Origin of the sequence: Peribacillus sp. Bi134 (genome assembly GCF_918698065.1) — a bacterium.
Taxonomy (GTDB): domain Bacteria; phylum Bacillota; class Bacilli; order Bacillales; family DSM-1321; genus Peribacillus.
On the sequence record NZ_CAKKLN010000003.1, the window covers coordinates 118,331 to 135,450 of the forward strand.

Below are 17,120 nucleotides of genomic sequence, written 5' to 3' on the forward strand. Positions count from 1 at the left end.
GTTTAGCCATCTGGCGAAAGTTATTGACAATGATTATCATTACTATTAATATATTGATGTAGTCACTGAAAATGAATATCATTATTAATTAGACATTTTTTGGTATGTTTTTAACCTACTCTATAATTAATAAGGAGCAAAATCAGAATGAAAAAGCTATTCATCCCCTTCCTACTCTTGTTCGTACTTATTCTTAGTGCCTGTGGGAGCAAAGAGACAGCGAACGAAAATAATGCATCCAAGGCTAAAAAAGAAACAGTTACATATCAATCAGAAACTGGCCCTATTGAGATTCCTAAAAAACCAAAAAGAATAATTGCTCTCTCTAATGGACCTAATGTATTGGCTTTAGAAGGTAATGTCGTTGGGATAGACCAATGGACTAATATGAATCCCCTTTTTAAAGAAAGACTAAAGGGAGTGGAAGTCGTATCAGAAGATAACCTCGAGAAAATCATTGAACTGGAACCGGATCTAATCATAGCGGGATCCGAAATGAAAAATATTGGAAAGCTAAATGAAATTGCTCCAACTGTAGTATTCACTTGGGGAAAATTAGATTATTTATCACAGCAAATAGAAATCGGAAAACTCTTAAATAAAGAAAAGGAAGCAAAAGAATGGGTTAATGATTTCGAAACGCGTGCAGAATCCGCAGGAAAAGCGATACGTGCAAAAATTGGTGAAGATGCAACCGTTTCTGTGATTGAAAATGATGCTAAGGAGTTTTATGTATTTGGAAATAACTATGCACGCGGAACTGAAATATTGTATCAAGCAATGGATTTGAAAATGCCTGAAAAAGTAAAAGAAAAGGCACTTAAATCCGGCATTTATGTACTCTCATCTGAAGTGCTTCCTGAGTATACTGGAGATTATATTATCTTTAGTAAAAACCCAGATGTGGTTAACTCATTTGTGGAGACCGAAACGTGGAAAAATATACCTGCTGTTAAAAACGATCGTATATTTGAAATAAATAGTAAAGCATCTACCTACAGTGATCCAATCACTTTAGAGCACCTTCTGAAATTTTTCGAAAAATCATTTCTTGACAAATAATATGCAAAAAGGAATTCTTTAAATGAGAATTCCTTTTTTAATGTGTTTTATACTTGAATTGCTTCTCAGAATAAATAAAAAGCAACGTTGCCTAAAAGGCAAACTGGTGATTTATTATTAGCTATATAAATTAACTCATTACAAACATTATCTTTAAACTAAAATGCTTAGTTTTTGGCACCGTCGATTCCGAGCACCATCAACAGGCCGTTTTGGCGCTGTTCCTCGGTTAGCTGGTTGCCGAACATGTCTTTGCCGGTGGCTGCTTCACCGAGGCCATTGGCTGCGAGTAGTCCGTATATCCTGTATTCGGCTTTCTGGAGGAGGCTATAGTCCTTCAGTCACTATAATAAAAGGACCTTAACAACATACGTTAAGGTCCTTTTATTTACCAACCAAGATTTTCAAAAAAATACTATTTTGATTTAACAGCTTCTTTTATTTGTTCTACGACATTATTAAGCCACTGTATAGGAGTTAATCCAATTGCGGGATAATAAATTTCAGCATTAGTTTGAATATAGTTTTCCTTTTCTTGTTTTGTTCTATTACTAGTTAGAAAATCGTCACAATACTTTATTGTAAAAAGCAAACATTCTTTATTAGCTTCGTTTATAAACTCAGCTAATGCTTGTTCAGGCGAACTAATATCCTGGTGGAATGTTCCACCTAAAAAATCCTCTAACTCTTCTAAGTAATCATAACTTTCGTCCATTTAAATTCCTCGCTTCATTATTTTTCTGGATATCCTGTTAGAATAAAATTACCGTTTGAATCCTTTTTAAGTACAATTTTTGCATTTGTAACATTCTCTACAACTTCGGAGTTTCTTGCTACCAACTATCTCTCCATCACCCTTGTATCTTAATGGTAATGTAGGTCTACTATTAGGTTCTGAAAGCCACTTTTGTATTTTCTCAATATTTTTGGGATTGTTTAAGACTGTATAAGCAACTTTCTCAGCTGTATGCCTATCTATAAAAGTAGAAGAACCAGTAATTCTTGGATTATTTCTTATCCTTTCTAAATAATTCTTCATCAGTTTTCCCAACATGTCTTTCAATCAAATGCCCACCTCTTGACTCATGTACAGCCAGTCCACCACCAGGTGCAAGAGAACTCTTATCTCCTGGTTTAACATTATCTATACCCTTAGATATACTCTCCCCTGAAACACCCTCTACTTTTCTATCCTTCACCGTGAATTTCTGATAGGCTTCCTTAATTGTCTGTTTTTCCATTACAATTTTGGGAAGGTTTGGTCCTCCTGCGAGTGAAACTTGTTCCACACTTATTCGTTTAGGTATTTCTTTTTTACCTAGTACGTCACCTATATTTTTTAACGTGGTTTTTCCTGATCTCGCGATGTCTGTTATTGTAGCTTGAACCTTCTAAACCTGCTTTTGCGCAAATTCCTTGCTGTAAGGGATGAACTTTGTACCACTTTAGACCTGACGGCCTTTTATCTGAGGTACCCATAGGGCTTAAATAGGGTACCTGTTTTTAAAGTTGTTTTTATGTACGATAAATTTTTGTCAAACATTATTTATAACTAATAAGTGTTATCTCTACTCTCTTAGTACCAAACTATTTATTCGGCACTAGGTAGCTCCCAAAAAAAGAAACCTTGAAAGGTGTTTAGCCAATCAAGGGGTTTCATTCTATATAATGTTTTACTTTAGATATTCAGCTTCCCATTTATCTTGTTTTTCTACTGGGCTAAGTTCTGAAATATCCTCATATCCATAATTAATTTTCATTTTTCCTGTGTTATCTAAAATGAAAGTTAGGTTTGTCCATAGTTCCTGTTCTTGCTCCTTAAATTCTTCACGCAATCTTGAAAAATAATTATACAAATCATCATCAAGCCCATCAAACTCTTCCTCATCAACATTAAATAAATCTGTTATATCCAGACTATATACTGGTTCCCCTCCAGTTTCAGGGTAATAATAGAAAAAAACTTTTTTATAACCTTCTCTAAATTCAGCGTATAAAAAGATTTGTTTCCAATCCTCTGGAATTATATTAATTAATGTATTCGCAATTTGTTGATATGTCTGCTCCATTATTTTGGTTTCCATCTACTTACCTCCTAAATAATTAGTTAATCTATCTGAATATTTTTTACCATCTATTACATAGTTGATTTTAAACTCACTTGGTCTAGCTGATTGTGCCTCATATATGGGTTTTACTTTAATGGTTACTTCTTTACCCTCTACTAAAGCCTTCTTCCATGTATTCTCTAGAGTCTTATTTTCACTCCTATTTAAAGTAGCATTCATGGGTACTAAGTTATCTATTTCACCAGAACCTTTAAAGATACTTGCAATTAAATGTCCACCATCATCGTTTGATAGTCTATCGTCTCCTCCAACCTTTCTTTGGGCATAAGGATCTCGTTTTGCTTTACCCAATTCTAATTTAGCTTCAGCAATCGCAATACGTCCGTTATCATCAGTGGTATATTTATATCCTTCTTTTGTTGTATACTCTACATTGGGTTTTAAGGTCTTCTTACGATTTACTTTCGTGTATTGTTCACCATATCTAACGTTATCTATACCCTTAGGAACACTCTCCCCTGAAACAGCCTCTACATTGCTATTCTTCACCGCAAATTTCTGATAGGCTTCCTTAATTGTCTGCTTTTCCATCATAACTTGGCGAAGGGTTGGTCCTCCTGCGAGGGATACTTGTTCCATACTTATCCGTTTAGGGATTTCTTTTTTACCGATTGCTTCACCTATATTTTTTAACGTGGTTTTTCCTGATCTCGCTATGTCTGTTATTGTAGCTTGAACCTTTTGAACCTGCTTTTGCGCAAATTCCTTGCTGTAAGGGACGAACTTTGTACCACTTGCTATTTTTTTCTTAGCCACACTTGCCTGAAGTAATTCTATATGATTTTAAGGCCTCACGGCCTATTATCTGAGGAACCTGTATGGCTTAAGATGATACATATTCATATCAAAAGTGAAAAGACCTTAACTTTTGGGTTAAGGTCATATAAAAGAAAAACAAGTTGCACCTTATTCGGTAAGCTCTCTTAGCCGATTAAACTGCACATCCAGCCATGTAAAATGTCATCTCGCCTATTTATCTTTATTATTTTCACAAACCAAGTATTAAAACAGAATGCCTTGATGGTACAACTATCATGAGTTATGAATTTTTCATTAGCATTTTTTATGTCGTCCATAGCAATTTCTCACATAAAACAAAAAGCACCTGTTGTCCGTTTGACAATCAAGTGCTTTATTCAATGTTTTACTTCCTGTATAGTTTAGTTGTGTAACTTAAATTCCCGTAAATGAAATCTATATAGAGCCTTTAAAAACATCTACATCGTTTTCGTTTAATACTGCTTCTATTTCATTACCTTCAAAAACAACCATATAGTCATTTGGTAAAGCAAGAACTTGAATGATTTCTGGTTTAATTTTTAGTAGTTGATAAGCATATAGAGCATACAACTCTGTAGTATTATTATCCTCTACAGGACCTATATACCAACCTGAATCTCCTTTTTCAACATCTCCATTTCTTTGTAAATATATTTTCTCAAGTTCTAGTACACCTTTAGTAAGTATGATTTTATCACTAAATTTTATTGATAAACCATTGACATTTATCTTTCTCAAAAAATGACCTTGTTCTAGTTGTACCCACAATGCTAAAGTTAAATCTTCTGTTATATCTTCAAATGGATTTCTAGAGTAATCAGGAGAAGTCAATATAAAATTCCCGGTTTCTCTCTCATGTAAATAATAGACAGACCAACCAACTTGAAGAGAGAATCCATGAATTAATTTATTACAATCTACCTTTTCTAATATAGCAAACAAATTTTCTATTTGAGGTTCTAATTCTTTTTCGGCAGTCACTACAATGGTTTTACCCATAATAATCTTTTCAAATTTCTTCATTACTTCAACCGCTCCTCTATAGCTACTTTTAGCGCTTCTCTAGCTTGTTCCTCTTTTTCTAGCATCTCCATTCTAACATTAACAGGAACCTCTCCCATCTTAGAATGTCCTTTCCAATCAGCCCAACTATGAGCCCCCTTAGAGGCATTCGAAGATTTCCCAAGACCAACAAAATTATCTTTTAGATTTAGAATTTCTATCTGTTGTTCTCTAGTTAACCTACTGAATCCTTCGATTTCAGTTATTTCTTTCATTGAAACAATATGGTCTGCTTCAAACTTTTCAACTTCATACCCGTATACTGGGTCTACTTTAGGACCATCTGGATTAACCATTTTTCTTATCTCGTTACTTGGTGTCTTTTTCCTCAGGTTTTTATATTCACCTTTTGTAATACCCTTAACCTTACCCTTAGGAACACTCTCGCCTGAAGCAGCCTCTACTTTGCTATCCTTAACAGTAAATTTCTGATAGGCTTCCTTAATTGTCTGCTTTTCCATCACAATGTGGGGAAGGCTTGGTCCTCCTGCGAGGGAAACTTGTTCCATACTTATCCGTTTAGGGATTTCTTTCTTACCTATTTCATTAACTATATTTTTTAACGTGGTTTTTCCTGATCTAGCTATGTCTGTTATTGTAGCTTGAACCTTCTGAACCTGCTTTTGCGCAAATTCCTTGCTGTAAGGGACGAATTTTGTACCACTTGCTACTTTATCGGCGACTTTAGCAGCACCTGCCACACCGCCGATTCCGAGTGCCATCAACAGCCCGTTCTGGCGCTGTTCCTCGGTCAGTTGGTTGCCGAACATGTCTTTGCCTGTGGCCGCTTCGCCGAGGCCGTTGGCTGCGAGGAGTCCGTATATTCCATATTCGGTTTTCTGGAGGAGGCTAAAGCCTTTTGTCGTTTTATAGGCATCGAGCGCGTGGTCCGCTGCGTTGAGTCCTTTGGCCGTTTTGTATAGGGCGCTTCCGCCTTTGATGGCCCGGCCGGCCCAGCCGACGACGGGGATGAATCCAGCGGCGGCCATGGCGCCTGCGGCGATTCGTTCGGCATCGGACAGCTTGCGGCCCGTTACTGGATCGACTCCGGTTGAGGCCCTGATAGAATCATAATATCCCGTGAATTCCCCTGTAAAGGTTTTTGTCGTATCCCAGGCTTTTTCGTACCATGGGCGGTTTTCGAGTTCTTCCATTTCTTGTTCGATTTTCCGGGCTTCGGCTTGCTGCTTTTTGAAGGTTTGATAGTCTTTCATCTGACCGGCGACTTCATCCTTCACTTGATAGACATCACTGCTTTTGAATGCCGATTGATTGAATGTCATCGGCGAAACGTTGCCGTCCTGTTTGGTGGCATCAAGCAAGGCACGGAAGAGGCCAACGGCCACGTTTTCCTGTCCAACGGACAAATCATATTCCTCGACCAATTGCCGGTCGACATTCTCGACCTTTGTCACGGTGTCATCCAGTCTATGTCCGGCCAGCGTGATTTTTTCATTAAAGTCCTTTTGATCGAACATATCAAGAGGCAGGATATCGTCAATGCTGTTCAGGATTCTTTGGAGATCGTTCGCTTGTTCATCGACAAGCGATTTCGCTTGGTTGATGCCGTTTGACACTTCGCCATCTAAAAAGGGAACCTCGACCACCGTATTTCCGGAGAGGTCCGCCTCTTCCAGGGTGGCAGGTATGCCTTCCAAAAAACTGATCTGGGTCGTGAATAGTTCCATCCAGGCGTCCGCCACCTCGATTTGCGCTTCATAGAAGCTTTTGATGGCGGTAGCACCGGCTCCCTGAAACTCGTTATCCAAGCCGACGATGCCCTGAAATTCCTTTTTCAGGGCTGCGACTTCCTTTTTTAGTTCTTCATATTGCTTGGCGCGCGACTTGGTTGCGGCCGTCAATGTCTCGGCTTCATATATTTTCATCGCGTAGGATACCCATGTGAAGACGTATGGGCGATGGCTTCATCCTGTTCTTTTAATAAGTCAATGTTGGCACGGGTATCTTCCACATTTTTCTGGACGATTTTGATATATTGTTCAAAGACCTTCTCCAAGTTCGTTTCCCGGTCGATCCATTTCGAAGTGAATTCCAATTTATTGTTGCCCAGCTCGCCTGCCGGCAAATTTCCAAGCGTGACTGTACCAAGTGCCGTCTTCACCTGATCGACTTGCTTCGTTACGGCAGGATGATTCAGTTTGATTGTCGTCATTAAAACAACCGCCTTTTTAAATCGGATATTTTACTTTCCAGCTGCTCAAATGCCTCTTCACCTTTGCTCAAAAGGGAATCGGCTTCTTGGGCTATATTCCCCGCTATGCTCAGAAGCGTGTTCTCTGCATTCAGCTTTGTAATCATCGCTTCGATTTTCCATTGGTAATCATCATAATCGTCATGAATGATACTAAACATCACATTATAGGCATCATGACGGGCTTCCTGAAATTGATCCGAGCGATTCCCTGTCCAGCTGCCACCTAGCTCAGGGTCTTTTATTTTCCTAATCTCGCTTAAGCACATGCTTTGCTCTTTTATAATATCGTTCTTCGCATTTTCTAAACGCTCTATTTTCACATTCAAATCAGCTTTTTTACCGGAGATAGCAGAGTGTATATTACTCAAAATATCTGCATAAACCATGAAACTCACCTCAGAAACAGTATAATCCTACACTAAATGTCATATTTTCCTATTTAATATTATAAGGATTATAGTCCGAGAGTTAAATAGGGAGAAATATGCTATTTTGTCAGTTAAAAGAGAAGATTGGCATACAAAAGTTCCTACATACCATATTCTTTATACCCGGCATTTTACCAATTTTAAACAAGTTAGCAGAATGTCATCTTATTAGATTCTCTATAAAAATTTCCGACACTTCATTCAAACTGCCCTTGACTGTATCTGCGCAGTAAGTCATCCCGAACAAATTCCCTGCAAGAGGAAGATAAATGTGACCGCTCGGGATGTATCAAATCGCCAAAAGGCAAATCACCGACAAATTTAACTTCACCTTCAAAATCCTGTCCGGATTCAGCATCAAAACCGATAACTTTCACAAAACAAGTTTTGTGTCCGGTTTTCATAAAATCAATTACTGTTAACACATGATTATGTATATCATTCATCCTTTTTTCCTCCAACTCTAAGCATTAAGGTTTACTAACTTTATAAATAAAGAAACCGATCAAACAATCATGGCTAAGGTTGCTAAAGGCATTAAAAACATTGGAAATAGGTACTCCTGCTTTCCATGAATTACTTTATTTTTCTATGTATTTTGTTCAATCTCCCCTTATTTAACTGAACTTGCATGTCCTGACTTCTTCATTCACATATGCTTTTTATACGTTTCCCAGAATATACTTCTCTTAGCATGTGTAAGATTACACATTACTTCCACCAAAGGTCAGTCTGGCAACCCCGAGGACCTTCCCTCTTCTATATAGATTTATAACCTGCTATAATCTAAGGATTGGAGGTGTGAAAAAATGAAAGAAATCATCCAGATATTAGCTGAAATCGTCAATAATCTTCACGATTTCATCCTATTCTTTGTAAGTGACACATTAAATTCAAATGCAACGGACAAAGATTTGCATTTTTGGATAATGGGAATCATCGGTATCATCATATTTTTGTTCGTGTTATTTTTATCTAATTTAATTGCCCGGATGCGTTTTGGGATAACGATACTCTCTTTCCTTTATACCTTTACAGTCATGGTTGTTTTAGTATTTGCCATTGAGATACAGCAAGCCCTTACCAGCAGGGGAAATATGGAGTTTCAAGATGCGGCGATAGGCCTATGGGGGTTCATCGTATTTTTCATGGTTTTTGCTGTACTATCATCCATATTCCTATTGGTGAAGAATTTATTCAAGCAATCAAAATAAAGGTAACGATAGGTCACCTTGCTTAAAACATTCCTAATGCCTTTCAATAACTGGAAATTCGGATTTTGTATTGGCGGGAATGATAAATTCTCTGTAGCAGCATCTTAAATGAAAAGGAAGGTTACAGAGAAGCAAATTTGATTCGGGGAATTACTTCGATTCATTTTCATTGAATAAATCAATACTGAACAGATTAAAAGAATCGTCGTCATTAATACGTTCCTGGTCATTTCCTGTTATATCAGGACTATTTTCCCTGCGGCGGCGATTTACTTCCCTTAATTCCGCTTCCAGAAATTCCGCTTGTTCGTGGGAAAGCTTGATCGTGATTTCATTATTTTGATCATCTGCAGCTTTCAAGAGGACATAGCTATCCGCAGCATTACGTAAAGTCACATTGCTTACTGTTAAGTTCATATTCGCGAGTTCATATCTTGCCTTCATAAAGTAAAAAGAACCTCCATCGGAAAATACCGGTTAAAATAATGTATATTAAATATACTCTACTTCAAGATATTTAAATATACAAATTCTTTGTTTAGAAAAGCCTTGAAACCTAAAGAAATCTACCTCCTTAACGAGCTTCACAAGACCATATATGGAAAAGTGATGAACCATATCATTAAAGCCTCGTTCTTGAATAAAGGTCCAGGTGAAGTTTCATCCCTTTTAAAATCCAGAAGTTTTGGAACCAATGGAGCAATTGAATGCTAATTCGCCCCTTTCTTAAAAAATACTGAATGAATTCACATCGACTGTAAATAAATGGAACCCTTCATTAGTGGAAAGGTTCCATTTGTTTTTACAATTCTTCCTCAATCGCGGAAGTAATATGGTATGGACCCATGCTTTTATTTGAAGTAATGACGGTTCTCAATCGATTTGCCGGATATACCGCAGAATTGAAACTTACACCCGGGTCATACCCTATAGTATGATATTTGAAAATCCCGTCATTTTTTTTACGGATCCATATACCATATCCATAGTATTCCCCTTCATCTCCAGTTGCAATATGGGCTTCCAATAAGAGAGTGGTATATTCTTGATTCAGTAACTGATTGGAAAATAACCCATCCCAAAACCTGAACATATCTGATGCGGTAATATACGCTCCTCCATCCGCACCGCCTTTGATGGGAAGGGAATAAACGTTAGTTCTCCATGCTCCATTTTCTTCGTCAATGTACCCTAATGCAGTATTTTTAGGAAGCTGGTCCATGGAAAAATAACCGGAATTTATCATTTCACAAGGAAGAAAGATGTTCTTGTCGATATATTCAGAAAATTGAAGTCCGGTTAGTTCCTCAACAATCAATCCTAATAAAATATAGCCTGCATTATTGTAATGAAATCTTTCCCCGGGTTCAAACATCATCACATCATCTTGAAACATTGGGAGGAAATCTTTTAATCTTTTGATATGGTACATCGGATTTTTCTGCCAAAGCTCTTCAAAATCATCCATCACTTTCTCATCAAAGTAATCAGGAATGCCCGAAGTGTGTGTTAAGAGGTGATGAATGGTTACATTTTGATGGAAATCAGGAAACACGATAGGAAGACAGTCTATAAGCTTAGAATCCAGCCTAAGTTCTCCTTTTTGTATTAACTGGCAAATGGCTACCGCCGTAAACAGTTTACAACCGGAAGCAATTCCGAATCTTGTTTCGGCCGTATTCATGATTTCATCCGCTCGATTGGTATAGCCATGTGCTGAGCTATGAATCAGGTCATCTCCCGCTTTCACACCGATAACACCCGAGAATTCAATTTCCTTGCATGTTTCTTCAATAATCCTGGAAATATCCATATGTAGAGTCGACATTTCGTTTTCCCCCTTGCCGGTAAAATTTTCATAACCGATGTGTTGGCCAAGGTGCTCATTAGGTCTTGCCAAAAAACCCGCATCTTATGTGATGCGGGATAACTTATTTCAGATTTCACTCGTTCTTTTATTTCCACCAAGTATCATAAACATTAATGGCTTCATTGCGTTTATGTTCGGTTTTAGTATACCATCCTTCGATGATTTCGGCAGCTTCCGTTCTGATTTCCTTGCCTTCAAGATAATCATCGATTTCATCGTAGCTAACGCCTAAAGCCACTTCATCAGGAAGTAACGGTTTGTCATCTTCTAAATCTGCCGTTGGTATTTTCGTATAAAGACGCTCAGGAGCACCGACGAATTTGAGGATTTCTTTTCCTTGCCTTTTATTTAAGCGATATAAAGGTAGGATATCCGCTGCACCATCACCATGTTTCGTAAAGAAACCTGTGATCGCTTCAGCTGCATGGTCCGTACCAAGCACAACGCCTTTATACAGTCCGGCTAAATCATATTGTACCTTCATTCGCTCACGTGCTTTGACATTTCCCCTTAAGAAATTCGATAGCTTTTCAGAAACCGCTTCTTCCACAGCTTTTACTGAAGCATCCACCGCTTCCTTGATGTTAACAGTAACCGTTTGGCTTGGCTTGATGAATTTTAAAGCCAGCTGCCTGTCATCTTCATCAGCCTGTACTCCATATGGCAAGCTTACAGCAACAAACTTATAGTCGCTGCCATTTTTTTCTTCATTCAATTCATTGACAGCGGTTTGAGCAATATACCCCGCCAGTGTTGAATCTTGACCTCCGGATATCCCAAGTACAAAACTTTTCAGAAACGTATTTTTCTTCATATACCCTTTTAAAAGATCAACACTTTTCCTGAATTCGGCTTCAGGATCGATCGTTGGTTGGACAAGTAATTTTTTTACGATTTCTTTTTGTAATGGACGCATTGGCATAGCCCCGCTTTCTAATAAAATAGATTGGTCATTTCGTTAGCATTCTTTCTACATTTGCTTTAACTTCATCTATATTCCTCATTTTATTATCCCAACAATCCTGGCTTAGATCTACCGGGTATTCCTCAGGATTCAGTGCACGAAGGTATTCCGGCCATAATACTTGGAGATTTTTTTGCGTAAAGGCCTTAATTTCATCTATGGTCGGCAATTCATAAATCAAACTTCCATCCTTAAAAATATCCACGTGCAGATCAACTGCATCGAAATCCGTGACGAATTTACTTAGGAAGGTATGGACAGGATGAAACATCTTTAATTTTTCCTGTTCCTGCGGCTTCTCATATTCCATCGCCAAATAATCACCTTCAGCATGATGATTCACTTTATTGATGATTCGGTATACTCGTTTTAAGCCAGGTGTCGTAACCTTTTCAGGGTTAGAAGAAATTTTGATGGTATCTCTCATATTCCCATCTTCGCCCTCTATTGAAACCATTTTATAAACGGCACCGAGCGCTGGCTGGTCATAAGCCGTAATCAATTTGGTTCCGATGCCCCAAATGTCAATTCTTGCTCCTTGTTGTTTCAAATTGATGATCGTATATTCATCAAGGTCATTGGAAGCGACTATCTTCGCATCATGGAACCCTGCAGCATCAAGCATACGCCGTGCTTCTTTTGATAAGTAAGCTAAGTCACCGCTGTCAAGACGAACGCCAATGAAGTTGATTTTATCGCCCAATTCCTTGGCAACACGGATTGCATTCGGGATGCCAGAACGCAATGTATCATAAGTATCAACCAAGAATACACAGTCTTTATGGGAAACAGCGTATTTATGAAAAGCTGTATATTCATCTTTATAAGCTTGGATCATGGAATGTGCATGCGTCCCTGAAACCGGAATGCCGAACAGCTTTCCAGCACGTACATTACTAGTGGAATCAAAGCCAGCAATATAGGCCGCTCTCGCTCCCCAAATTGCAGCATCCATTTCTTGCGCCCGCCTTGAACCGAATTCAAGGGCAGATTCTTCACCGATTACCTGTTTGATGCGTGAAGCTTTTGTTGCCACGAGTGTGTGATAGTTCACAATGTTAAGCAACGCAGTTTCAATGAGTTGAGCCTCACCAAGCGGTGCCTCCACCCGTAATATCGGTTCATTGCCGAAAACGAGCTCTCCCTCTTTCATGCAGCGAATCGCTCCCGTGAAACGAATGTTCTTCAAATAATCCAAAAATTCTTCATCATAGTGCAGATCATTTTTTAAATAGTCGATATCACTTTCCGAGAAGGAAAAGTTTTGAAGGTAATGGACAATTTTTTCAAGTCCCGCAAAAATCGCATATCCGCTATTAAATGGAAGCTTTCTGAAAAATATCTCGAAAACTGCCTTTCGGTTATGCGTTTTGTCCTGCCAATAAGTTTGGGCCATATTGATTTGGTAAAGGTCAGTGTGTAATGCGTAACTGTCGTCGTTGTACTTTTTTTCCATGGATAGTTCCTCCCAAAAGAGAAGCATCGCTTCCCTTCTATTCTGTTGCTTGAATGGATATTATAGAATGGTTGCTCCAAGAGATCCTTTAAAATGTCCAAGCGCCCAATGGTGACCGGCATCATTGAACGAGGCCACTGCATTTTCATATACAAAGATATTATAGCCTAGATTATAAGCGTCGATTGCCGTATGCAAAATACAAATATCTGTACAAACCCCAACTAAATATACATCAGTAATGTGGCGTTCCCTTAGGCGGATATCTAGGTCCGTTCCTGCAAATGCCGAATAACGCGTTTTATCTATATAATGAACATTCTTTTGATTTTTATTTGTTTCATACTCTTCTTTTAACGCCCCATATAGGTCTCTACCCATTGTACCGCTAATATTATGCGGTGGAAACAAATTCGATTCGGGATGTAAGCGGTCTCCTTCTTCATGTAAATCAATCGCGAATACCGTATATTCGCCGCTTTTTATAAAATCCCTGGTTATATTGACTAATTCCTTCTCGATATCCTGACCTGGCTTCCCGCAGGTCAAGGAACCCCTGTCTGCCACGAAGTCATACGTATAATCTATATTGATCAATGCCTTTTTCCCCATATCATCAATTCCCCCTCAATAGTAAATAGAGTCCATGACAACCTCTGCATTAAATCGGTAAAGCTGTGAAGGCCGATACGAATTCCGTTTCGTTTTCTTATGCATTCCCTTTTCATCCAAGACTTTTTCCAGAAACGGGAGCTTCGGGGCTTTTGCATAAAAAAGTGAGTCTGCACTGATTTTTGCATCATCTCTGGCTGTCAGCAAAACCCGTTGCAGCTCAGAAAGTGTAAATTCATCCGGCAGGAATTTTTGGGCTATCGTCGTTTGCACCATTTCTTTTTTCATTAAATTCATCGCATCGTTAATAATTGTATAATGATCGAATGCAAGATCTAATTGTAAGGCTTCCTGAATCGTGAACAATTCAACCTCGGCTGCATCGTCATTCGCTTTTCTTTGATGAAGAAACTCTTCCTGGACAATTGCATAAAAAGCATTGGATATGATCCATCCCCTGGGATCGCGCCCTGGCCGGTCATAAACCCCGAAATGCTTGACATGGAATCCAGTTACGCCCGTTTCTTCTTTCAATTCTCTTTTGGCAGCTTCATAAGCAGTCTCGCCAGCATTGACGAAACCTCCGGGTAAAGCCCATTTATCTCCTTCAACATTCGGGCTTCCTTCCTTATCTTTTGTGGCACGTTTGATTAATAATAGCTTCAAAAACATTTCAGGCGGAGCTTTCTCTGCCGTTTTCTTCGTAGTAATCGTAAAGATCGCAATATCTGCCGTATATCCATCTGGAGTAATATATTTCTTTTTTTCCTGCTGAGCCATGGCAACTCTCACTTTCTTTCACTAAGTATGGAATTCAAGTAATTAGTAAATCATTAATTACTAATTATAGTACTCTTCCTTGTCTGATTTAGCAACTCTAAATCAGAAAAATTTTCTAATTATTTAAATAATCATTTATTTTTCACATGAAAACAAGCCCGGTCATGATGACCGGGCTTGTTTATCGATTTCTTTAAACGGGATAGACTCCATGTTTACGATCGGTGAATGTCAATTGTTTACTGCTATATGCTTCAAACCTGGCGCACAATTCATCACGCAAGTCATTTGGCTGGATGATGCCATCAACAATCATCTCGGAGGCTAAGCGGTAAATATCGATGTCTTCATTATACTCATTGCGCTTCTGTTCGATGAATTTAGGGCGCTCTTCTGGTTCCATTGCATTGATTTTATTGGCATAGACTGCATTGACCGCAGCTTCTGCCCCCATGACCGCTATCAATGCCGTCGGTAAGGCCAGAACGCAGTCCGGTTCAAAAGCTGGACCGGCCATCGCGTATAGTCCAGCACCATAGGCCTTACGGACAATGACAGAAATCTTGGGAACCGTGGCTTCACTCATGGCCGAAATCATTTTTGCACCATGGCGAATGATCCCTGCCCGTTCGACCTTAGTCCCGATCATGAATCCTGGAATATCCACCAGGAACAACAACGGTATATGGAAAGCATCACATAAATTGATGAACTTGGCTGCCTTATCAGCTGAATCATGGAACAGGACGCCGCCCTTGACTCGCGGCTGATTGGCAATGATCCCTATCGTTTGCCCATTTAGCCTTGCAAGCCCAGTAATTAATTCAGGAGCAAATAGCTTCTTGATTTCACAAAACGATTGCCTGTCTATGATCCTATCGATCAGGTCATACATATTGAAGGCTGCATTCTGATTTTTTGGAATCAGTTCTTCCAATGTTTTTTCGAAATCCGCAGGCAGCTCAGGCTTTGTGGCTTTAGGCTTTTCTTGATAATTTCCTGGAAAATAGCTTAAGTACCTGCGCGCGAACGCGATCGATTCTTCTTCTGACTTGACAAGCACATCCCCGCATCCTGAAACGGAACAATGCATTTTCGCCCCGCCCATTTCCTCTTCACTCACCTTTTCGCCAATGACCATTTCTGCCATTCTCGGTGAACCTAAATACATGGATGCATTGCCATCAACCATTACGACGATATCACAAAAAGCTGGGATATATGCCCCGCCGGCGGCAGACGGACCGAACAATAGACAAATTTGAGGGACTTTTCCTGATAACTTTACTTGGTTGTAAAAGATGCGTCCTGCTCCGCGGCGTCCCGGAAACATTTCTACTTGATCTGTAATTCGTGCCCCGGCAGAATCGACTAAATAAAGAAGGGGCAGCTGTAACTTCTCAGCTGTTTCCTGAATGCGAATGATTTTCTCGACGGTCCTTGCTCCCCAGGAACCAGCTTTTACAGTCGAATCATTGGCCATGACACAGACCCTCTGACCATTGATTTTCCCGATGCCTGTAACCACACCATCCGCAGGCAGACCCTCACTGGCACAATTAGCAAAGAAAGCGTCCTCTATTTCAACCCCTTCATCGAAAAGCAGCTCGAGCCGTTCACGTACGAAAAGCTTTCCTTTTTCAGCGTTTTTCTGATGATATTTTTCTAAACCGCCTTTTTTAATCGTCTCAACCGTTTCGGTTAGTTTATCCGTCGTTACCATCCCTGTTCCTCCTTCAATTGAAATCATTGGCCCTTAAATACCGGTTTGCGCTTTTCCTTGAATGCTGACAGACCCTCCAGTCGGTCACGGGTTTTTAAAGTTGTCTGATAGCAGTCTTTTTCAATTTGCAATCCTGTTTTCAAGTCAGTCTCAGCCCCTTGATTGATTGCCGCTTTTGCAGCCCTTAGTGCCAATGGGGCATTGACCGCAATTTCCTTAGCCAATTTTTTCGCTTCCTCAAGTAAATGCTGGGGTGAATATACATGACTGATGATTTTCAAGGCATGTGCCGTTTTTGCATCCAATCTCCTTGCCGTATAAATCAGTTCTTTCGCTGTCGGCATTCCAACTATCCGCGGCAGGCGCTGAGTACCGCCGGCGCCTGGGATGATGCCTAACGATGTTTCTGTAAGTCCCACCTTCGCCGTTTCCGATGCGATTCGTATGTCACAAGCGAGTGCCAACTCCAGCCCTCCGCCAAAAGCCGAACCGTTAATCGCGGCGATGACCGGAACTGGAAGGTTTTCTACAGCCGTAATCGTATCTCCAATCAACTTGACTGTCTCCCTGACTTTATCCTCATTCATACCTGCTCGTTCCTTAAGGTCCGCACCTGCACAAAACGCCTTTTCACCTGCCCCCGTTATAATGACTGTTCGTAAATTGGAATCACTTTTCAATTCCTCCAGCCCTTCAACCAAGCAATGAAGCAATTCTGTGGATAAGGCATTAGCAGCATCCGGCCGATTCAAAGTCACAAGGGCAATTCCCTTTTCCTCAGTACTTATTTCAACTAATGAAGTCATAATTTCACCTCAATTTCTC

19 protein-coding genes and 1 pseudogene are annotated in these 17,120 nt (G+C 39.6%); 2 read left to right on the plus strand and 18 right to left on the minus strand.

The features are described 5' to 3' along the window. Positions 1 to 110 precede the first annotated feature (110 nt). Positions 111 to 212, minus strand: a complete 102-nt coding sequence (locus LQ188_RS26955) for a hypothetical protein (RefSeq protein ID WP_353616210.1) — start codon at positions 210 to 212, stop codon at positions 111 to 113. On the opposite strand from LQ188_RS26955, the gene LQ188_RS06495 reads away from it, so the two are divergent. Beyond that, the gene (locus LQ188_RS06495) at positions 178 to 1,062 is read left to right on the plus strand and encodes an iron-hydroxamate ABC transporter substrate-binding protein (protein WP_353616215.1); all 885 of its coding nucleotides are present in this window, start codon (positions 178 to 180) and stop codon (positions 1,060 to 1,062) included. The genes LQ188_RS26955 and LQ188_RS06495 overlap by 35 nt on opposite strands. Positions 1,063 to 1,477: 415 nt before the next feature. Here the strand turns inward: LQ188_RS06495 and LQ188_RS06500 are convergent, their stop codons facing one another. From LQ188_RS06500 to LQ188_RS06540, 9 genes and pseudogenes are all read right to left on the minus strand, one after another. Next, positions 1,478 to 1,777, minus strand: coding sequence for a contact-dependent growth inhibition system immunity protein (locus LQ188_RS06500; protein ID WP_230176346.1), 300 nt, complete (start codon positions 1,775 to 1,777; stop codon positions 1,478 to 1,480). Between the two features lie 17 nt (positions 1,778 to 1,794). Beyond that, positions 1,795 to 2,201 (minus strand): annotated as a pseudogene (locus tag LQ188_RS06505) (RNase A-like domain-containing protein); the annotation flags it as partial. Between the two features lie 534 nt (positions 2,202 to 2,735). Beyond that, positions 2,736 to 3,146 carry an immunity protein YezG family protein gene (locus LQ188_RS06510; RefSeq protein ID WP_101221985.1) on the minus strand — a complete coding sequence of 137 codons (411 nt, stop codon included), beginning with the start codon at positions 3,144 to 3,146 and terminating at the stop codon, positions 2,736 to 2,738. Next, entirely contained in the window at positions 3,147 to 3,947 is an 801-nt protein-coding gene (locus LQ188_RS06515) for a DNA/RNA non-specific endonuclease (protein WP_230176347.1), read from the minus strand. Positions 3,948 to 4,385: 438 nt separating this feature from the next. Beyond that, complete coding sequence (locus LQ188_RS06520) at positions 4,386 to 4,994, minus strand: hypothetical protein (protein WP_101221984.1); 609 nt, start codon at positions 4,992 to 4,994, stop codon at positions 4,386 to 4,388. Next, the gene (locus tag LQ188_RS06525; protein WP_101221983.1) at positions 4,994 to 6,919 is read right to left on the minus strand and encodes a T7SS effector LXG polymorphic toxin; all 1,926 of its coding nucleotides are present in this window, start codon (positions 6,917 to 6,919) and stop codon (positions 4,994 to 4,996) included. Before LQ188_RS06525 ends, LQ188_RS06520 begins: the two co-directional genes overlap by 1 nt. Then, complete coding sequence (locus LQ188_RS06530; RefSeq protein ID WP_101221982.1) at positions 6,916 to 7,206, minus strand: YwqI/YxiC family protein; 291 nt, start codon at positions 7,204 to 7,206, stop codon at positions 6,916 to 6,918. The genes LQ188_RS06525 and LQ188_RS06530 overlap by 4 nt, the downstream gene beginning before the upstream one ends. Continuing rightward, positions 7,206 to 7,634 (minus strand): DUF5082 family protein, encoded by a 429-nt coding sequence (locus tag LQ188_RS06535; RefSeq protein WP_101221981.1) that lies wholly within the window; start codon positions 7,632 to 7,634, stop codon positions 7,206 to 7,208. The genes LQ188_RS06530 and LQ188_RS06535 overlap by 1 nt, the downstream gene beginning before the upstream one ends. A gap of 239 nt (positions 7,635 to 7,873) precedes the next feature. After that, entirely contained in the window at positions 7,874 to 8,122 is a 249-nt protein-coding gene (locus LQ188_RS06540; RefSeq protein ID WP_101221980.1) for a hypothetical protein, read from the minus strand. Between the two features lie 363 nt (positions 8,123 to 8,485). Between LQ188_RS06540 and LQ188_RS06545 the strand changes: the two genes are divergently transcribed. Then, entirely contained in the window at positions 8,486 to 8,890 is a 405-nt protein-coding gene (locus LQ188_RS06545) for a hypothetical protein (RefSeq protein ID WP_101221979.1), read from the plus strand. A gap of 150 nt (positions 8,891 to 9,040) precedes the next feature. Here the strand turns inward: LQ188_RS06545 and LQ188_RS06550 are convergent, their stop codons facing one another. From LQ188_RS06550 to LQ188_RS06585, 8 genes are all read right to left on the minus strand, one after another. Continuing rightward, positions 9,041 to 9,334: a hypothetical protein gene (locus tag LQ188_RS06550; RefSeq protein ID WP_063593415.1), complete on the minus strand. Its 294-nt coding sequence runs from the start codon at positions 9,332 to 9,334 to the stop codon at positions 9,041 to 9,043. 358 nt (positions 9,335 to 9,692) lie between these two features. Then, a complete protein-coding gene (locus LQ188_RS06555) occupies positions 9,693 to 10,718 on the minus strand; it encodes a serine hydrolase (RefSeq protein ID WP_230176348.1) in 1,026 nt (341 codons plus the stop codon). A gap of 127 nt (positions 10,719 to 10,845) precedes the next feature. Continuing rightward, positions 10,846 to 11,676 carry an ammonia-dependent NAD(+) synthetase gene (gene nadE, locus LQ188_RS06560; protein ID WP_230176349.1) on the minus strand — a complete coding sequence of 277 codons (831 nt, stop codon included), beginning with the start codon at positions 11,674 to 11,676 and terminating at the stop codon, positions 10,846 to 10,848. Between the two features lie 34 nt (positions 11,677 to 11,710). Continuing rightward, the gene (locus LQ188_RS06565) at positions 11,711 to 13,180 is read right to left on the minus strand and encodes a nicotinate phosphoribosyltransferase (protein ID WP_230176350.1); all 1,470 of its coding nucleotides are present in this window, start codon (positions 13,178 to 13,180) and stop codon (positions 11,711 to 11,713) included. Between the two features lie 60 nt (positions 13,181 to 13,240). Then, complete coding sequence (locus tag LQ188_RS06570; RefSeq protein ID WP_230176351.1) at positions 13,241 to 13,792, minus strand: cysteine hydrolase family protein; 552 nt, start codon at positions 13,790 to 13,792, stop codon at positions 13,241 to 13,243. Positions 13,793 to 13,807: 15 nt separating this feature from the next. Further along, positions 13,808 to 14,572, minus strand: a complete 765-nt coding sequence (locus tag LQ188_RS06575; RefSeq protein ID WP_230176352.1) for an NUDIX domain-containing protein — start codon at positions 14,570 to 14,572, stop codon at positions 13,808 to 13,810. A gap of 193 nt (positions 14,573 to 14,765) precedes the next feature. After that, complete coding sequence (locus LQ188_RS06580) at positions 14,766 to 16,295, minus strand: acyl-CoA carboxylase subunit beta (protein ID WP_230176353.1); 1,530 nt, start codon at positions 16,293 to 16,295, stop codon at positions 14,766 to 14,768. Between the two features lie 23 nt (positions 16,296 to 16,318). Then, complete coding sequence (locus tag LQ188_RS06585) at positions 16,319 to 17,101, minus strand: enoyl-CoA hydratase (protein ID WP_230176354.1); 783 nt, start codon at positions 17,099 to 17,101, stop codon at positions 16,319 to 16,321. Between the last annotated feature and the right edge of the window lie 19 nt (positions 17,102 to 17,120).